The organism is Candidatus Avelusimicrobium stercoris, assembly GCF_002437085.1.
Lineage (GTDB): Bacteria > Elusimicrobiota > Elusimicrobia > Elusimicrobiales > Elusimicrobiaceae > Avelusimicrobium > Avelusimicrobium stercoris.
In genome coordinates this window covers 48,537-63,614 of sequence record NZ_DJOA01000033.1, presented here as the reverse complement: position 1 = coordinate 63,614, position 15,078 = coordinate 48,537, and the positions used below count along the sequence as shown (strand labels likewise).

The window sequence follows — 15,078 nt, the reverse complement described above, 5'->3', positions numbered from 1 at the left end:
CCCCGGCTACGCCGGGGGATAGATATTGTGTAAAATAAATTTTTACATCACCATATCCAAAATTTCGTTGGGGGCGGCGGTTAAATAATCCGGCTGGTATTCAGCCAGCACCTCGCGCGTGCGGAAGCCCCACAGCACGCCGCAAACACGCACTCCGGCGTTTTTGGCCGTCTGCATATCCACATCCGAATCACCCACATACAGTACGTCTTCGCGCGCGCAACCCGCCACAAACAAAATATCGTTTACAATCGTCGGGTCCGGCTTTACGGGGATTCCCTCGCGTTGGCCCAGCACCGCCGTAAAATGGATATCCGGGAAGAAATGTTTTACCAAGCGTTCTGTGGCGCTTTGGTATTTGTTGGATGCTACCGCCAGTTTAATACCGCGCTTTTGCAACTGCGCCAGCAACTGTGCCATACCCGTATAAGGCAGTGTAGCATCGGCCAAGTGTTTGTCGTAATATTCAAAAAAAGCCGGGCGAATTTTAGCCATATACTCCGGCGTTTTTTTCCCTTCCGGCAGGGCGCGCTCCAACAACTTGCCCACGCCGTTGCCCACAAAACTTTGGCACTCCGCTTGCGACCGCACCGGGAGGCCCAACACTTCCAAGGCGTGATTGGCCGCCGCGGCAAGGTCCGCAATCGTATTTAAAAGGGTACCGTCCAAATCAAAAATTACCAACTGCTTCATATCTGCTCCTTACAAAAAATACCCGCCGAAAGGCGGGTGTAAAATTATAAATGCTGGCGGAAGAAATCGGCCAAGCGTTGTTTGTATTCAAACCCGCCGACCTCGGCGCATTTGTTGTGGCGCGCACCGGGCACGAGCCAAATTTCCTTGGGGTCACCCGCCTTTTTAAACAGCATTTTTGCCTGCGCGGCCGGGACCAAATTGTCATACCGTCCGTGGATGATAAACACGGGGCGCGGCGCAATTTTGGGGATATTATACTTGGGGCTGTACCGTTCCGGGTTTACGCCCAAATTTTTGCGGATGTAGTGCAAGATAATGGGAATAAGCGGGAAATAAGGCACCTTGTTATGCACCCACGCCCAGCGGGACACCACACGGCGGAACGAATAATAAGACGCTTCCGCCACCACGCACGCGACTTCGGGGTTGCGGGCGGCCTCGCAAATGGCCACCATACCACCCATAGAAAGACCGTAAAGACCGATTTTTTCGCAAAATTGCGGGCGCGTTTCCTTTAAAAAGCGGATAGCCGCCGCGGCGTCTTTAATTTCCAAATAGCCGATAGAACTCGTCTTGCCGCCGCTTTCTCCCAACGCGCGGAAATCAAAATAAAATAAGTTAAAACCCAAATCGTGCAGGAAATAGGTATTCTTTAAAATATCGGCGCGGTTCATCCCCCAGCCGTGCATTAAAATAATGGTTTTATTGGAGTATTCCGCACTTGGGATAAACCACCCGCGCAGTTGCACCTTGTCCTCAGTTTTGAAATAGACGTTTTCATATGGCAGGCCAAACTGGTCCGGCCACGCATCCAGCGGTTTGCGCTTGGACGTGGGATGCAAGACTTTTTTGGCGCAATGCACGCAAAACCAAACGGTAAATAACGCCAAGAGCGCCAACAAACCGACAATACTTACAATAACAGTTAAGACGGGACTCATACGTCCTCCTTATTTTAAAAGTTCACAAATTGCTTCCGGCACACACGAAGCCGTATCACTTGCCAAAACGCCATAGTCTGACCGCTTACGCGCGGCCAAATCCCCGGCTAGGCCGTGCAAATATACGCCACAGCAGGCGGCGCGAAAGGCGCTATCAGAAAAATCTGCTTGCGTTCCCAACTGGGCCCACAGCCCGGCTATCACGCCGGATAAAACATCGCCCGAGCCAGCCTTGGCGAGTGCCGGGCCACCCGTGGGGTTTTGACAGATTTCCGCGTGCCCGCTTACCAAGGTGTTTGCTCCTTTTAACAAGCACACGTTACCCGTTTTTTGCTGTAACGCTTCCACCTGTTTGACGCGCCCCTGCGCCGTGGCGGCTATTTGCGTGTGCAACAGGCGCGCCATTTCGCCGGGGTGCGGTGTAAAAATACAAGGGCGGTTTTTGGGCCACCAAACGGTCCAATTCGGCTCCTGGGCTAGGGCATTTAGCGCATCCGCATCGGCCACCAAAGGCAAATTACAAGTTTGCAAAAACGGAATTAACAGCGAGCTTTTGCCCATCCCCGGGCCTACTACCGCCAAGGATGGCTTTTTATCAGCCATAAAATCCGTCAGTTCATAAAGCGCGTCTTCGGACAATTCTCCCTTTTCCGTTTCCGGCATAGGGAGCGTAATTACTTCCGGCAGAGCAGCCGCAAAAGCGGGCTGCATACTTTCGGGAAGTGCCCAAAACACAAGCCCTGCCCCCGCCAAAAGCGCGCTCTTGGCGCACAGATAGCCCGCTCCGCACATTGTGCGGGAACCCGCCACCACCAACACCCGGCCGAAGGTGCCTTTGTTAGCATTTTGGGGCCGGACGGGCAGCCAAGAGTGGACTTTTTCGGGCGTAAGTAAATTCATTTTTGCACCACCGCCGTTGCCGCGGCATACTCCTTGGTATGCGAGAGCGAAACCAAAATAACCAAATCTTTGGCGCGCTCGTCCGCTACTGTTACCTGCGGGCGGCCGTTTTCCAAATTGGTTACTTGGATATTTTTAAACGCAATTTCTGCAAACGGCAACGCTTTAAAAACGGCTTCTTTGGCGGCAAAACGCACGGCTAAATGCTCGTACTTGTTTTTGCGCGCCAAAGAATATTGAATCTCTTTCTGTGTAAACAGGCGGGATAAGGCGCCCGGATTTTGGGCCAAGGCTTCTATCCGTTTTACTTCCACGATATCCGTGCCCAGGCCAATTACCTGCATTATTCCACCGTTACGCTTTTAGCCAAGTTGCGCGGCTGGTCAATATCGCACCCCAAGCGTTTGGCAATCCAATACGCCAAAAATTGGAGCGGGACCACGTCCACCACCGGCTGTAAAAGTTCGTTTGTCTGCGGCACAATAAACACCTTGTCTGCCACGTCCGCGGCCAATTTGGCCCCGGCTTTTGTAGTTACCGCCACCACAAAGGCCCCGCGCGCGCGGCATTCTTGGCAAGCGGAGAGCATTTTTTCAAACAAGGCGTCGTGCGGCATTATCACAATTACAGGCGTTCCTTTATCAATAATAGATATCGGCCCGTGTTTAATTTCGCCCGCCGCAAAACCTTCCGCACTGCGGTAAGAAACTTCTTTTAATTTGAGCGCCCCTTCCAGCGCAATCGGGAAGTTTACGTTGCGGCCCAAAAAGATAAAGCGGTCCGCTTTGTAAATTTTGCGCGTTAAATGGCGCACTTCGTACTCCAATTTAACGGCTTCGCTCATCGCTTTGGAAAGCGCTAAAAGTTCCTTGTATAATTTTTCAAAGGTAGCCGCACTTAAATTACCATTGGACTGCCCCAAGAACGCCGCCAGCGCATACATAGACGTAATTTGGCTGGTAAAGGCTTTGGTGGAGGCCACGCTGATTTCTGGTCCGCAATGGGTAAAGAAGGTGCTGTCGCAAGTGCGCGTGAGCGACGAGCCCAGCACATTACAAATCGCCAACGTACGGAAGCCCAACTCCTTGGCCTTTTTAATGGCGCCAATGGTGTCGGCGGTTTCGCCCGATTGGCTGATAGCAATCGCCAGCGTATGCGGCAGTTGCGGCACGGTGCGGTATTTGTATTCGCTCGCTAGGTCCACACTGACCGGGATTCCGGCCAACTGTTCAATATAGTATTTGCCGACCAAACCTGCGTGATACGCCGTACCGCACGCAATAATATGAATATTGCGCAGTTGGCGGATGCCCTCGGTATCCAAGCCTAAAATTTTGCCGAAGTCCGTGCGCGCAGTGCGCAGGGTGTCTTCAATGGCTTGGGGTTGGTCGTAAATTTCCTTTAACATAAAGTGGGCATAGCCGCCCTTTTCGGCGGTCTTTTGGTCCCACGAAATTTTAACGGGTTTAATCTTTTTCTCTTTGCCGTCTTTATCCAGCACCGTTACGCCATCCACGTGCAAAACGGCCACGTCGCCTTCTTCCAAAAACAGCACTTTATTGGTGTGCTTTAAGAAAGCGGGAACGTCGGAGGCTAAAAAGTTTTCGTTCTTGCCTACACCCACCACCATCGGGCTTTGCTTTTTAACGCCAATCAAAAGCCCCGGCGTGCGCGCCCACAAAACGCCGTAAGCGTAAGCGCCGGAAATTTCTTTATTGGTTTTTTGGACGGCCTTTAATAAACGGTCCTGGTCGTTGGCCGCCCGGACGTGAAGCAGGTTCTCCTCAATTAAATGGGCGATTACTTCGGTATCCGTTTCACTTTTAAAGCGGTGTCCGCGCGCTTCCAATTTGGCGCGCAGCGTTAAATAGTTTTCAATAATCCCATTATGCACTACGACGATATCGCCCGTGCAGTCGGTATGCGGGTGGGAGTTTTCCTCGCTGGGTTTGCCGTGGGTGGCCCAACGCGTGTGGCCGATACCCGTGGTACCCTTGGGATTGGCAATCAGGGTGGCTTTTTCCAGTTCCGCCACCTTGCCTACGGCACGGACCGTAACCAAATTGCCGTTTTGCAGTACGGCCAACCCGGCGGAGTCGTATCCGCGGTATTCCAATTTTTTTAAACCGTCAATAATGTAGGGGACACAGTTGTTATTCCCTACATAGCCGATAATTCCGCACATAATACGCTCCTATAAAAGTTCCTTCATTTCGCTCACCGCGGCGGGCAAACCCGCAAACACGGAGCGCGTAACAATGGAAAAACCAATGTTCATACAAGACATCCCGCCAATATCGGCTACCGCCAACACGTTGTGGTAATCCAACCCGTGCCCGGCGTGGACTTCCAGCCCTAATTCCTTGGCAAGCAAGGTGGAAAGGGCCAAGTCTTGCAATAATTTTTGCGTTTGTTTGGCGGTAGTGGCTTCGCTGTAATCACGGGTGCACAGTTCCACAATGTCCGCACCCAGTTTGGCCGCGGTGCGGATAGAAGCGGCATCCGGGCTGACAAAAAGGCTTACCAAAATGTCTTTTTTATGCAACCGTTCAATCATTTTCAGCAAGCGCTTTTCCACCTGCGGAGTAAATTTCAAGCCGCCCGTGGTGGTTACTTCACCCGGTTCTTCCGGCACGATACACACGGAATACGGTTTGTATTTTAACGCCGCCTTTTCCAGTTCCGGCGTATAGGAGCACTCCAAATGGATTTTGCCCGGGAAGGTTTTGCACAGGCGGGCAATGTCTTTCTCGTTAATGTGGCGTTCGTCTTTGCGCAAATGCACCACGATAAAATCGGCCCCCGTTTCCAAGCATACGGCGGCGGCGTCCACCGGGTCCGGCCACGCGGCGCGGCGCGCCTGGCGCAAGGTGGCGATATGGTCAATATTTACACCTAACTTTAAACTCATTTGCACGCCTCCGTTTTCTGCTTATAAAGGACTTCCACCTCTTTCATTACGCGGCTGACGGCGGACATATCCTTCCCCTCTACCAAAATGCGCAGTTTGGGTTCCGTTCCGCTGTACCGCACGATTACGCGGCCTTGGCCGTTCATCGTTTTTTCAATTTCGGCCACGCCGGACAAAAAGCCGGGCAGAGAAGCAAGCGGTGGTTTAGACGTTACCGGTACAGCCGTTAATTGGCTGGGGTATTTGGACCATTGGTCGGCAAACCAACTGACGGGTTTGCCCGATTTTTTGACAAATTGTAAAAATTGCAAGGCGGATAAAATGCCGTCGCCCGTGTTGGCAAAGTAGCGGAAGATGATATGCCCGGAGGTTTCGCCCCCTACGGACAAGTTGCCCTTTTCCAACGCTTCGGAGACATATTTATCCCCTACCGTGGTCAGTTCCACCTCTACGCCGTTTTCCTTTAAATAATTAATACAGCCCAAATTGGCCATAATGGTTAAAACGGCTTTATTGTTATTTAAGCGGCCTTCCTTTTTCAGGCACAGCGCGGAAGCGGCGATAATGTTATCCCCGTCCAACTGGCGGCCCTTTTCGTCAGACGCAATCACGCGGTCGGCGTCGCCGTCAAAACTAAACCCGACAAACGCACCTTCCTTTTTGGTAAGGTCCTGCATAAACTGCGTATGGAGCGCACCGACATTTTTGTTAATGTTGGTGCCGTCCGGCTTGGCGGCGGTTACTACCACCTCCATCCCGAGCCCCGCAAATACGTTTACGGCCACCTTGGAACTGGCGCCGTTGGCGCAGTCCAGCACGACCTTGGTACCTTTTAATAAAGAACCGTCCACCGTGGACATCAAAAATTTTTCGTATTCTTTAACCAAGGATAAATCTTCTTTGAGGGAACCCTTGGGGGCGGGAACCGTTTTTAAAGATTCAATTTCGGCTTCAATGGAGTTTTCCAACTCTTCGGGGAGTTTCGTACCGTGATTGGTAAAAAATTTAATACCGTTAAATTCAGCCGGGTTGTGGCTGGCGGAAATAACCACGCCGCACAAACTGCCCGTCTGTTTAACGAGGTACGCCACGCAAGGCGTCGGGGCAATGCCCACGCTGATGACGTCTGCTCCGCTGGCGCGGATACCCTTTTCCAGCGAGGCCAAAATAGCCGGGCCGCTGGCGCGGGAGTCCTGCGCGATAATCACTTGGGGCTTTAAATGCTCGTTCTTGGCGTATTCCTGCAATTCGCGCAAGGCGGCATAGCCCAATTTTTGGATGAAATCATCCACCAACGGGAACTGGCCTGCTACGGCGCGGACCCCGTCGGTTCCAAAATACTTTCCCATACACACTTCCTTTTGCACCGGCGGGCGCAAAGCGGCCCCGGCGCGGTTAGTCCCGTCCCAAAGTTTAAACGCCTTAAAAGAGTTCCGCCTGTTTAGCCTCCGGCTTTTCGGCTTTCGGCGCCTTCGGTTCCTCTTTTACGGGTTCTTGCTCTGCGGGCTTGGGCGAAGCATCCTCCTTCGCGACGGGTTTCAAGCCCAAAATTTCGTCAATTTCCTTAGCGTCCACCACTTCTTTGGCAAGCAGGGTTTCCACCAATTTATCAAATGCAACGCGGTGGGAAGAGATTATCTCTTTCGCGCGGGCATAGGACGATTTAATCAAAGTCAGTATTTCCTCATCAATGGTGCGGGCGAGTTCTTCGGAGTAGGTTTTGTGGCGCGAAAGGTCGCGGCCCAAAAACACTTCGCCGTCGTCGCCGTTAGGCAGGGCAATCGGCCCCAGTTTTTCGCTCATCCCCAATTCCACCACCATTTTGCGGGCATAAGCCATTGTTTTGTTGAGGTCATCGCTGGCGCCGGAGGTGATTTCGCCAAATACAATTTCTTCGGCGGCGCGTCCGGCCAGCAAGATGCACAGTTTATCCAAGAGTTCAGACTTGCTGGTTAAAAATTTATCTTCCAGCGGCAGTTGCAAGGTGTAACCCAAGGCTTGTCCGCGGGGGATAATGGTAACCTTATGCACGGGGTCCGAGTGGTTCGTCAAGCGCGCCACAATAGTATGCCCGCACTCGTGCGCGGCAATAACGCGCTGTTCGTGCTTGGAGATAATACGGCTCTTTTTTTGCGGGCCCGCAATCACGCGTTCAATGGCTTCGTCCATATCAGCAGAGGTTACGGCCTCCTCGTCCGCGCGGGCGGCCAAAATGGCGGCCTCGTTAATGACGTTAGCCAAATCCGCCCCTACAAAGCCGGGCGTCCCCTTGGCAACCACCTTCAAATCCACATCTGCGCCCAATTTTACTTTTTTGGCGTGGACCTTTAAGATTTCCTCACGGCCCTTCAAATCCGGCGCGGGGACGGAAATATGTCTGTCAAAACGGCCGGGGCGGATTAACGCCGGATCCAGCACGTCCGGGCGGTTGGTAGAGGCCATTAGAATAATGCCTTGTTTGCTTTCAAAACCGTCCAATTCAATTAACAGTTGGTTTAAGGTCTGTTCGCGTTCGTCGTGCCCGCCTCCAATACCGGCAAAACGGCGGCGGCCCACGGCGTCCAATTCGTCAATAAAGATAATGGCGGGAGAGTTCTTTTTGGCTTGGTCAAACAAGTCGCGCACGCGCGCCGCACCCACGCCTACGAACATTTCTACAAATTCCGAAGCGGAAGCGGAAAAGAACGCCACGCCCGCTTCACCTGCTACGGCCTTGGCCAGCAGGGTTTTGCCCGTGCCGGGCGCCCCGTACAAAAGTATGCCCTTGGGCAGTTTACCGCCCAAGCGCTGGAACTTTTTGGGGTTCTTTAAGAATTTAATAACGTCTTCCAACTCTTCCTTGGCTTCGTCGCAACCGGCCACATCTTTAAAGGTTACGGTCTGCTGGGAAGGATCCTGCATTTTGGCTTTGGAGCGCGCAAAGTTAAGCGCGCTTTTGCCATCGCTTCTTTGCGGGCGGAGAAAAATAAACCACCACAAGCCGATTAACAGCACAATCCACAACACGTTGAACAGGATATTGCCCAGCCAACTGTTGTCCTTTTCGGCTTTATATTTAATTTTGGCGGCGGATAATTGGTTTACCAAGTCCGGGTCTTCCATACGCACGGTTTTGAAGGGCGCAAATTGCCCGTCTTGGTTTTTATACATCCCGGAAATGACACCCGGGGCCACCGTCAAGTCCGATACTTCGGCCGCGGCTACTTTGTTTTTAAAATCGGAATAGTTTAATTCCGCTTGTTTGGGGCCTTGTTTATTAAAAAGCAACACGGCCAGCGCAAAAATAGCCAACCAGCCTACAATTTGCCCGACGGATACAATCCGGCGGCTGTTCGGACGTTTATTATTCTTCATTATTTTCTAAATACTCCAATATACGGCAAGTTGCGGTACAGTTCGTTGTAATCCAACCCGTACCCAATCACAAATTCGTTACCAACGGTAAAACCGATGTATTTGGGGTGGACATCGGCCTTGCGGTTGCAGGGTTTATCCAGCAGGCAGCAAATTTCAATGCTGGCCGCGCCGCGGTTTTTTAAGTTGCCAAGCAGATAATCCAAGGTAAGCCCGGTATCTACAATATCTTCCACAATCACAACGTGGCGGCCCTTAATGCTTTCGCGCAAATCCAACATCGTGCGTACTTGGCCCGTGCTGGCCGTGCCGCCCGCATAAGAGGACAAGCACATAAAGTCCATATTGCAATCTACGCTGATGTTCTTCATTAAATCGGCATAAAACAAAATGCACCCGCGCAAAATGCCTACAAACAGTGGCTGTTTGCCGCGGTAATCGGCGGAAATTTGGCGGCCGAGTTCAGCACAGCGCGCCGCGAGTTGCTCCTGCGAAAATAAAACACGTTCCAAAACGGGAATATCAGACATAAACCCTCCAATAGATATATATAATACAGGATACCTTTTTTTCGCCTGAAAAGAAAGGGGACCGGACCTAGGGACACAAACGCATTTTACTCTTGCAAAAAGCCCCGCAGTAAGCGGGGCTTTTTATTAGGCGTTTGGCAAATTAGCGGCCGAAGAGTTTATCCAACTGCTTCATATCCAGTTGCGCTACGCACGGGCGGCCGTGCGGGCAATGCATACCGTCCTTACACTTCTTCATATTCTCCAAAAGGCCTTCGGCCTCGGCGGGCGATATTTGATCGTGCGCCTTAATGGCCTTTTTGCAGGCCAGCATTGCCACCATTTTACGCTTTAAGGTTTCGGTGGATTTGGACGGGTCGCCCACCACCTGCGAGAGGGATATGATAAACTCCTTCATATCGTCCTCTTTGAAGCGAATCATATGCGGCATTGTGCGCACCAGCACGGTGCGGGCGGAAAAGGGTTCCAACTCAAAGCCCGCCGTTTTGAGCCAATCAGACCAAGACAAAAGTGTTTCGGCATTAGACGGCGGCAAATCCACGTGAACGGGGAACAAAAGTTTTTGCACCTTTACGGAGCGGGCTTCAAACGCTTCCAAATAGTGTTCAAAAAGTACGCGTTCCTGAGCGGCGTGTTGGTCAATGACCACCAGCCCGAGCGGGTTTTCAAACAGTAAATAACTGCGCTGTAACTGGCCCAAATAACGGTACGGGCCGTGATACCACTCCGGCGCACCCTCGGAAACAAAATCCGTTTGTTGCGGCGCGTCCTCAGGCTCTGCCGGGGCCGTCTGAACAGGAAAGGACACCTGTTTGGGGGCTTCTTCGGGCCGGGCCACATATTCAGCGGGTTCCTCAGTTTCCCGCAGAGTAAAGGTACTTTTAGGTTTAAAGTCGCCCAATTTTAAAGGCTCCGCCACCGTTTTGGCAAAGGTTTCCATTGGTGAGGGCATAAATAATTTTTCCGCCGCCGGTTGCGCGGAGGCGGGCAAATCTATTTTAGGCGCGAGCGTTACTTCCACCGGGCGCGCATTTTTGAAGATGGTTTCGCCCGCCGCGTTCATTACAAAGCCAAACACCTTACTTTCGTTTACAAAGCGGATATCGCGCTTTTGCGGGTGAATATTTACATCAAAATCGGAGGGGTTTAGCGTCATATACACCAAAAACGCTGGGTGGCGGTCCTTGGGGCGGACGTTTTGATATGCCTTATAAATAGCCTGCTGGACGGTTTTGGAATCAATCGGGCGGCGGTTTACAAAAATGTACTGCATATCCCGCACGGAAACCAATTTATCCGCGGGCGTTAAAAAGAGTTTTAGGCCCAGTTCGTCAAATTCTTTAAATAAAAGCGACTGCGCCACCTCGTCCCCTAAAATATGTTTGGCGCGGTTAATGGCGCTTTGCGGCAGTTCGCCCGTTTGCGCGGGCAAGTCATACACGGAACGACCGTTAATCATCACACGGTAGCCCACCGTTAAATTGGCAAGTGCGCTTTCCTCAATTACCTTTAACAGGCAGGCCCGTTCATACGAATCGCTCTTTAAAAATTTAAGCCGCGCGGGTACGTTATAAAACAAATCACGTATTTCCACCGTCGTACCCTTGATAGACGGCGCCGGGCTTTGGGCAAACACTTTTCCGGCGTGGATTTCCACCCGGTGGCCCTGGCCGCCCGCCTGGCAACTGGTAATCGTCATCCGCGACACCGCCGCCACCGAATACAGGGCTTCCCCGCGGAAGCCAAAGGTTTGCAAGGTTTCCAAATCACTAAACGAATTAATTTTGCTGGTGGCGTGGCGCTGGATACTTAACAACAGGTCTTCCTCGCTCATCCCGCAGCCGTTATCGTTAATGCGGATTAAGGTCCGGCCCGCGCCCTCAATATCAATGTTGATAGCCGTCGCGCCCGCATCCACCGCGTTTTCCAGCAGTTCTTTAAGCACGCCCGCCGGGCGTTCAATTACCTCGCCCGCGGCGATTTTTCCGGCTGTTTTTTCGTCCAGAACGTGAATATTACTCATTAATCCGTTTCTTCCACTCGCAAATTAACTGCAACGCTGCCATAGGGGTCAACTGGTCGGTATCGGCCAGTTTTATTTCCTCCACAATGGGCGAGGAAAACAAATCCTTCACCATATCGTGTTCCTTGGCGGAAATTTTGGAGCCTTTTTTGGCTTCCAAATCTTTTAGCACCTTTTTAGCGCGCAAGGTGCAGGCGGCGGGCAAGCCCGCAATCTCGGCCACGTGAATCCCGTACGAGCGGTCCGCCGCGCCGGGCAAAATTTGGTACAAAAACGCCAATTTACTCTCGCCGGTAGAGTCTTGGTATTCCTTGGCTTCCACGTGATAGTTGCGCACGCTGGCGTATTTATTTTCCAAGTCCACCAGTTCAAAATAGTGCGTGGCAAACAGCACCTTGGGGCCACCGTGCGGCTTATACAAATATTCCACAATGGCCCACGCAATAGAAATACCGTCAAAGGTAGAGGTCCCGCGGCCGACTTCATCCAACAAAATCAAACTGCGCGGGGTCATAGAGGCCAAAATGTGGGCGGTTTCATTCATTTCCACCATAAAGGTAGAATTTCCGCGCCCCAGCGCGTCGTGCGCGCCGATACGCGTCATAATCTTATCTACCACGCCCAAGCGCGCGGCGGTGGCGGGCACAAAACTGCCCATTTGCGCCAAAATTGTAATGATAGCCGTTTGCTTTAAAAAGACGCTCTTACCGCCCATATTGGGGCCGGTAATCAGCATAATTTGTGTCTGCGGGGTTCCAATATCCAAATTGTTCGGCACAAAACTGCCCGCAGGCAAGGTGGCTTCCACCAGCGGGTGCCGTCCGTTTTCATAATATAGTTCGGTACCGCTATTTACCTCGGGTTTTGTCCAGTTGCCCTTCATTGCGTCCAGCGCAAGGGACATATATACGTCCAATTCCGACACGATATGCGCAAACGCCTTTAAATGGTTAATCTGCGCCGCCAAGGTTTTGCGGACTTCGTCAAACAAACTGCTCTCCAAGCGGATAATTTTTTGCTCGGCGTTTAAAATTTTATCTTCCAGTTGTTTGAGTTCCTCGGTAATAAAACGCTCGGCGTTTACCAAAGTCTGCTTGCGCACATAATTATAAGGCACCTTGGAAATGTGGCTCTTGGTAACTTCAAAATAATACCCAAAAACGGAGGTGTATCCCACCTTTAAGGTGGTAATGCCTGTTTTTTCGCGTTCACGCGCGCAGATTTCCTCCATACATTTATTACTGTTGGCTTTGAGCGAGCGCAGTTCGTCCAATTCGGCGTTGTAGCCTTGGCGGATGACGTGTCCGTCCGAAATTTTTAAGGGTGGGTTTTCGCTGATAGCATCGTACAGCACGCGCGCCATATCGCGCAGCACAGGCAAATGTTCTTTTAAGGAAGCATCCAAGCGCGGCACGATTTGTCCGTACTCCTCAAACCAGCGGGCAATCGGGTCCACATTTAAAAGGGAATTGCGCAGGCCGGACATATCCCGCGGGGAAGCGGTGCCCGTGGCGGTGCGCGTCATAATGCGCTCAATATCGGAAATATTTTCCAAAAGCGCAGACAAATCGGCCAGCGCGGATTGGTTATTTACAAACCCTTCTACCGCGTTTTGGCGTTCGCTAATGTCCGCCGGGTCCATTAACGGGTGCAAAATCCACTCCTTTAATTTACGGCTGCCCACAGCGGTTTTGGTTTTGTCTAATAACGCCCACAAACTGCCCTTTCTGCCCCCCTCTTGGCTTTTTACCAGTTCCAACGAGGCAACGGCGTTTTCGTCAATTTGCAGGCAGTCTTTCAGTTCGCGGTAAGACGGAATCAGCACACGCTTAAAACTGGGCTCGGTTACGTTCAAATACCGCATAATCAGCAACGCGCACGCCAAGGCGTTGCGCTTATTGCCCCACGCGCCCAAGGCCGGCCAATTTTCGGGCAGGGTATAATCCCCGTCAAAGGCGGGCTGCTCGGTAAGCGTTAAATTAGAGGGTAAAACGATTTTGGTTTTAAGTTGCAAAAGCGTGTCTTTGTCCGCGATGATTTCGGACGGGTTGACCGCGGCCAAGGCGGCGGCCAAATTGGTTAAAGAAGCGTCTTTATCGTTCTGGTTTACCCAAAATTCGCCCGTGGAAACCTCCACGCACGCCATTGCCCACCCCGCGGGCGACGTGATGACGGACACCAAATAGTTGGATTGGTTTGCATCCAGTAAGGTATCTTCCATTAACGTACCGGGGGTAATCACGCGGATAACTTTGCGCTCAAACAGTTTGGTGTTTTTATCCATTACCGCGCTGGTTTGCTCGCAAATGCCGATTTTTTTACCTGCATTTAACAGGCGGACAATGTAGTTATTGGCCGCGTGATAGGGGATGCCGCACATCGGCATACCGTTGCGCGCGGTAAGGGTAAGGCCCAAGAGTGCGCTGATTTCACGCGCTTGGTCGTCAAACATTTCGTAAAAATCACCCAAGCGGAAGAACAACACAATGTCGGGATATTTGGCCCGGGTGTCAAAATATTGCTTCATTAAAGGGGTAAGACCAGTCTTTTGCATAGTGATATTCTAGCAATTTTTGCCCGTTTATGGCCCGACGGCAAAGTAATGGAAGAAACCGGATAAAGCCGCCAGACAAAGAAATGACAGAAACGTAAATTTTTGTTATAATATTTGTACCTAGTTGTTTAAGTAATAACTACGGTCCGGGGCTTTTAAGTTCCGGCGTTTTTAATGTTTTAGTTTGGTAGGATGGCTGAGCGGTCAAAAGCAACGGTCTGTAAAACCGTCGGGCTACGCCCTACATAGGTTCGAATCCTATTCCTACCACCATTTAAACCCCGCGTAAGCGGGGTTTTTTTATGGGTTGGTAGGAAAGAAACACCAACTGCTTGGTGTTTCGGTAGGATGAGAAAGCCGGAGCCTTATACGAGTTTGAGGCCATAGGCCGAAAGGCGAGTATGGCGAGGCGGGGCCGCGAGCCGCGCGCGTCAGCAAGCGGACTTGTGGCCGAATCCTATTCCATTTCGCTATTTCTACCCCCTACAAGGGTGTTTTTTTATTAGGTAGGAAAGAAACACCAACTGCTTTTAATAAGAATTGGTGGTAAATTCCAATCCAGCGGCCGTACAATATTGACGCTGGTTAGTCGCGTGGGCAAAACAAACAATTTTTTGCTCCTCAGGCATATATAATAACGTATAACGCGAGTAGCGGGGAGTGCGGCTGGCCTCGGCCACCGAACCAGGATAAAGGCCCTCGCTCAATCTTTTGCCCCCAAAAGTAAAATTTTTCCCTGCTTGGATGGAAACATCCAAGTCGCTCCAATCATCCGCATACGAACCCGTCGCCAAATGATATACTTCTTGCGCGCGGCCAATCGCCGTTAGGCCCGTAATAGCCTCCGTAATTCGGCTTTTTTCTACGGCTTTTTCGTACTGTGGCACGGCCACCGCCGCCAAAATACCAATGATAAGGACGACTACTAATAATTCAATCAAAGTAAAGCCTGCACGTGTTACACGGACAGGTATTAAGGTGTCGTCATTCCCGAGTGTGGGGCGGCCCGCAGGGTTCGGGAATCTGTTGTTAGTTATTGTCGCACGCTTACAAAACAACAGATCCTGGACTACAACTTTCCAGGATAACGACAAGAATAAAGTATCCATAAATCCTTTCATTTTTTTCCTTTTTAAGACCTTTATATTTGAGCAAAACGGCCTTTTATA

General features: G+C 51.3%; 12 protein-coding genes and 1 tRNA gene. 1 reads left to right on the top strand and 12 read right to left on the bottom strand.

Annotation, left to right across the window (positions count from 1 at the left end; translation table 11 throughout):
• Positions 1-42: 42 nt before the first annotated feature.
• The 11 genes from B2118_RS05400 to mutS form a co-directional block, all read right to left on the bottom strand.
• The gene (locus B2118_RS05400; protein WP_428053902.1) at positions 43-693 is read right to left on the bottom strand and encodes an HAD family hydrolase; all 651 of its coding nucleotides are present in this window, start codon (positions 691-693) and stop codon (positions 43-45) included.
• Positions 694-737: 44 nt separating this feature from the next.
• A complete protein-coding gene (locus B2118_RS05395) occupies positions 738-1,637 on the bottom strand; it encodes an alpha/beta hydrolase (RefSeq protein ID WP_428053900.1) in 900 nt (299 codons plus the stop codon).
• 9 nt (positions 1,638-1,646) lie between these two features.
• Positions 1,647-2,537, bottom strand: a complete 891-nt coding sequence (locus tag B2118_RS05390; protein WP_428053898.1) for an NAD(P)H-hydrate dehydratase — start codon at positions 2,535-2,537, stop codon at positions 1,647-1,649.
• The gene (gene acpS, locus B2118_RS05385; RefSeq protein ID WP_428053896.1) at positions 2,534-2,881 is read right to left on the bottom strand and encodes a holo-ACP synthase; all 348 of its coding nucleotides are present in this window, start codon (positions 2,879-2,881) and stop codon (positions 2,534-2,536) included. Before acpS ends, B2118_RS05390 begins: the two co-directional genes overlap by 4 nt.
• The gene (gene glmS, locus B2118_RS05380) at positions 2,881-4,722 is read right to left on the bottom strand and encodes a glutamine--fructose-6-phosphate transaminase (isomerizing) (protein WP_428053894.1); all 1,842 of its coding nucleotides are present in this window, start codon (positions 4,720-4,722) and stop codon (positions 2,881-2,883) included. The genes acpS and glmS overlap by 1 nt, the downstream gene beginning before the upstream one ends.
• A 9-nt stretch (positions 4,723-4,731) precedes the next feature.
• Positions 4,732-5,448 carry a pyridoxine 5'-phosphate synthase gene (locus B2118_RS05375; protein ID WP_428053892.1) on the bottom strand — a complete coding sequence of 239 codons (717 nt, stop codon included), beginning with the start codon at positions 5,446-5,448 and terminating at the stop codon, positions 4,732-4,734.
• Positions 5,445-6,797 carry a phosphoglucosamine mutase gene (gene glmM, locus B2118_RS05370; RefSeq protein WP_428053890.1) on the bottom strand — a complete coding sequence of 451 codons (1,353 nt, stop codon included), beginning with the start codon at positions 6,795-6,797 and terminating at the stop codon, positions 5,445-5,447. The genes B2118_RS05375 and glmM overlap by 4 nt, the downstream gene beginning before the upstream one ends.
• Before the next feature lie 73 nt (positions 6,798-6,870).
• Complete coding sequence (gene ftsH, locus B2118_RS05365; RefSeq protein WP_428053887.1) at positions 6,871-8,802, bottom strand: ATP-dependent zinc metalloprotease FtsH; 1,932 nt, start codon at positions 8,800-8,802, stop codon at positions 6,871-6,873.
• Entirely contained in the window at positions 8,802-9,332 is a 531-nt protein-coding gene (hpt, locus tag B2118_RS05360) for a hypoxanthine phosphoribosyltransferase (protein ID WP_428053885.1), read from the bottom strand. The genes ftsH and hpt overlap by 1 nt, the downstream gene beginning before the upstream one ends.
• A 142-nt stretch (positions 9,333-9,474) precedes the next feature.
• A complete protein-coding gene (gene mutL / locus B2118_RS05355; RefSeq protein ID WP_428053883.1) occupies positions 9,475-11,355 on the bottom strand; it encodes a DNA mismatch repair endonuclease MutL in 1,881 nt (626 codons plus the stop codon).
• Positions 11,348-13,909, bottom strand: coding sequence for a DNA mismatch repair protein MutS (mutS, locus tag B2118_RS05350; RefSeq protein WP_428053881.1), 2,562 nt, complete (start codon positions 13,907-13,909; stop codon positions 11,348-11,350). The genes mutL and mutS overlap by 8 nt, the downstream gene beginning before the upstream one ends.
• A gap of 186 nt (positions 13,910-14,095) precedes the next feature.
• On the opposite strand from mutS, the gene B2118_RS05345 reads away from it, so the two are divergent.
• A tRNA-Tyr gene (locus B2118_RS05345) sits at positions 14,096-14,182 on the top strand.
• A 257-nt stretch (positions 14,183-14,439) separates the two neighbouring features.
• Here B2118_RS05345 and B2118_RS05340 read toward each other — a convergent pair.
• Complete coding sequence (locus tag B2118_RS05340; RefSeq protein WP_428053908.1) at positions 14,440-15,018, bottom strand: type IV pilin protein; 579 nt, start codon at positions 15,016-15,018, stop codon at positions 14,440-14,442.
• Positions 15,019-15,078 lie beyond the last annotated feature (60 nt).